This window comes from uncultured Holdemanella sp. (assembly GCF_934772795.1).
In the GTDB taxonomy this organism is placed as follows: Bacteria; Bacillota_I; Bacilli_A; order Erysipelotrichales; family Erysipelotrichaceae; genus Holdemanella.
In genome coordinates, this window is record NZ_CAKVMR010000103.1 from 1 (window position 1) to 3,783 (window position 3,783).

Genomic DNA, 3,783 nt, shown 5'->3' on the forward strand with positions numbered 1-3,783 from the left:
TGATTCCATTTTGATTGACTTTATGTGCAATTTTTACTAAACGTTCTTTTTTTAACATATTGATATCCTCTTCTATGCTTAAACGATAGCATTGGAAAGTCATCAAGTCAACATAAAACAAACAAAATCAAACAGATTATGTATAAAAAGCACTTATATATTACATAAATGTTAAAAAATGTTTGAAAAAGTGTTAAAAAGTGTTTGAATGTGTTGACAATTGATTGGAAAACGCTTACACTAATGGTGTAAACGATAAGGCCGAATCGGAAAAGGAGAAAAGAAAATGACTAAAGAAGAAGTATCATTGATTGGATTTGAAATTGTTGCGTATTCAGGAGAAGCAAGATCAAAATTATTATTAGCTATTGAAAAAGCTAAGGCAAAAGAGTTTGAAGAATGTAAAAAGTTGATTGACGAAGCAAATGAATCTTTAAACGATGCACATAAATCACAAACAACTTTGCTTCAACAAGAGGCTAGAGGTGAAAATGTTGAAATTGGATTTATCACAGTACATGCACAAGATCATTTAATGACAACAATTCTATTGAAAGATATTGTGAATAATCTTTTAGACATTTATAGATAATTAATAGGAGAGTCTATATGAATAATTTAGTTGCTAAAATCGAAAAAATGAAACCTTTTTTTGAAAAGGTTTCTAGAAATAAATATCTTAAGGCAATTCGTGATGGCTTTATGTCCGCGATGCCAGTGGTATTATTCTCAAGTATCTTTATGCTGATTGCATATGTACCTAATATTTTTGGATATTACTGGCCAGCTAATATTGAAAGTATGATTTTGAAACCATATAATTATTCAATGGGAATTTTAGCTGTATTAGTTGCAGGATCTACCGCAAAAAACTTAGCAGATAGCTTTAACCGTGAATTACCAATTAATCGACAAATTAATAATATTTCCACTTTCATGGCCGGAGTTGTTGGTTTATTGTTGATTGCTGCTGACCCTATTAAAGAAGGCTTTGCAAGCGGATATATGGGGTCTAAAGGTTTGTTGAGTGCATTCTTTGTTGCATTCTTTGTTTGTAATGTTTATAAATTCTGTGTAAAAAGAGATATTACAATTCACATGCCAAAAGAAGTTCCACCTAATATTTCTCAAACATTCGCTGATGTTATTCCATTTGCTATTTCAATTTTACTATTAGCTTTATTTGATATCGTGTTTAGAGATTTAGTAGGTATTAACTTTGCTGCAGCCGTAATTGAATTCTTTAAACCATTGTTTACTGCTGCTGATGGATATTTAGGATTAGCTATCATTTACGGAGCAATGGCTATGTTCTGGTTTGTTGGTATTCAAGGACCATCTATTGTAGAACCAGCGGTTTCAGCTATCTATTATGTAAATATCGCAAACAACCTAGGATTATATCAAGCTGGTGAGCATGCAAATAACATCTTAACACCAGGTGTTCAACAATTTGTTGCTACTTTGGGTGGAACAGGAGCCACTTTGGTCGTTACTTTAATGTTTGCGTTTATGGCAAAATCTAAAGAGTTGAAGGCAGTTGGTAGAGCAAGTTCTATTCCAGTATTATTCGGTGTTAACGAACCAATTCTTTTTGGAGCTCCATTGATTTTAAATCCTATATTCTTTATTCCATTTATTGGTGCACCAATTCTGAATGTTTGGTTATTTAAAGCGTTCGTTGATTTCTTAGGAATGAACAGTTTCATGTATATTCTTCCATGGACATGTCCAGCTCCATTAGGAATCGTTCTTGGATGTGGAATTAGTTTATTATCATTATTGTTTGCAGTTTTAGTTCTAGTTATTGACTTCATTGTCTACTATCCATTCTTCAAGGTTTATGATAAAGAAAAATGTGAAGAAGAAGCTTTAAAAGATCAGGAAGAAACAGCAACAGAAGAAACTGAGGAAAGCGTTGAAGTTTCTGGTGATGTAGTGGACGGTAAACGTGTGTTGGTTCTTTGTGCAGGTGGAGGAACAAGTGGTTTACTTGCAAATGCATTAGCGAAAGGTGCAGAAGAAAAGGGAATTAAAATGACTACCGCTGCTGGATCTTATGGAGCTCATTATGACATGTTAAAAGATTTCGATTTAGTTGTATTGGCTCCACAGGTAGCTAACTATTATCAAGATTTAAAAATTGATACAGATAGATTAGGAATTAAGAGTGTAGCATGTCAAGGTAAGCAATATATTGCTTTAACACGTGATCCAGAAAAAGCATTAGAGTTTGTATTTTCAATTTTAAATGGTGAAAGTGAGGAACAATAACTATGAAATTTGCTGAAGATTTTGTATTTGGTGGTGCTACTGCTGCATATCAGTGTGAAGGTAGTACACGAGAATATGGTAAAGGAAAAGTGGCTTGGGATGATTATTTGGAAAAACAAGGACGTTTTAAAGCAGATCCAGCTAGTGATTTTTACCATAAGTATCCAGTGGATTTAAAATTATGCAATCAATTTCATATTGGCGCTATTCGTATTTCCATTGCATGGTCACGCATCTTTCCGGAAGGAAAGGGTAAAATCAATCAAGAAGGTGTAGATTTTTATCACAGAGTATTCCAGGAATGTCATAAAAATGGAGTTGAACCTTATGTAACTCTTCATCATTTTGATACACCTGATGCTTTGCATAGCAATGGAGATTTCTTGAATCGAGAAACAATTGATGCATTTGTTGAATATGCAAAATTCTGTTTTGAAGAATATAAAGACGAAGTAACTTATTGGTTCACATTTAATGAAGTATGGCCAATTGCTACCAACCAATATATTGAAGGAACATTCCCTCCATGTATTACATATGATATCACTTCAGCTGTTAAGTCAATGCATGGCATGATGGTTGCGCATGCGAAGGCTGTGCTTGAATTCCACAAGGGAAATTATAAAGGAAAGATTGGTGTTATCCATTCTTTAGAAACTAAATATCCTTTAGATCCGAACAATCCAGAAGATGTACTTGCAGCAAAAAAAGAGGACATTTTAGCAAACCAGTTCTTGTTGGATGCAACTTTCTTAGGAAGATATACGGAAGAAACAATGTCAGTAATCCAGGATTTAGTAAAAATGAATGGTGGAGAATTTAGTGTAGATGCAAAAGATATTGAGGTTATGGAAGAAGCCGCACAATATAATTGTTATCTAGGAATGAATCATTATCAGAGTCATTTTATCAAAGCCTATAATGGTGAAAATGAAATTCATCACAATGGTACAGGTGAAAAAGGAACAAAGAAATTTAAATTAAAAGGCGTAGGAGAACGTGTATTCAAAGAAGGTATTCCTACTACGGACTGGGACTGGTTGATTTATCCAGAAGGTATGTATGACATGATTATGCGTATCAAAAATCAATATCCAAACTATAAAGCAATCTATATTACAGAAAATGGTATGGGATATAAAGACGATTTTGAAGATGGAATTATCTTTGATGAACCAAGAATCGATTATATTAAACAACATTTGGAATGGTTGTTAAAATCAGTTGAAGACGGAGCAAATGTCAAAGGATATTTCGTTTGGTCACTAATGGATGTATTCTCATGGTCTAATGGATACAACAAACGTTATGGTTTATTCTATGTGGATTATGAAACACAAAAACGTTATCCAAAATTGAGTGCGTATTGGTACAGACAAGTAATAGATGCAAAAGAGGTTTAATAATGCATAAATATAAAGGCGTAATATTCGATTTTAATGGAACATTGTTTTTTGACAATCCAAAACATATTTTGGCATGGTCAAAAATATCACAAGATATTCGTCA

At 33.1% G+C, this 3,783-nt stretch carries 3 protein-coding genes; all 3 read left to right on the plus strand.

All coding sequences use genetic code 11. From position 1 onward, the window contains the following. Positions 1-286: 286 nt before the first annotated feature. The 3 genes from Q0F04_RS11475 to lacG are packed head-to-tail and all read left to right on the plus strand — an operon-like array spanning position 287 to position 3,677. Positions 287-592: a PTS lactose/cellobiose transporter subunit IIA gene (locus Q0F04_RS11475; RefSeq protein WP_295753419.1), complete on the plus strand. Its 306-nt coding sequence runs from the start codon at positions 287-289 to the stop codon at positions 590-592. Positions 593-609: 17 nt separating this feature from the next. Then, the gene (locus Q0F04_RS11480) at positions 610-2,274 is read left to right on the plus strand and encodes a PTS lactose transporter subunit IIBC (protein WP_295753421.1); all 1,665 of its coding nucleotides are present in this window, start codon (positions 610-612) and stop codon (positions 2,272-2,274) included. 2 nt (positions 2,275-2,276) lie between these two features. Continuing rightward, positions 2,277-3,677: a 6-phospho-beta-galactosidase gene (gene lacG, locus Q0F04_RS11485; RefSeq protein ID WP_295753423.1), complete on the plus strand. Its 1,401-nt coding sequence runs from the start codon at positions 2,277-2,279 to the stop codon at positions 3,675-3,677. The last annotated feature ends 106 nt before the right edge of the window (positions 3,678-3,783 follow it).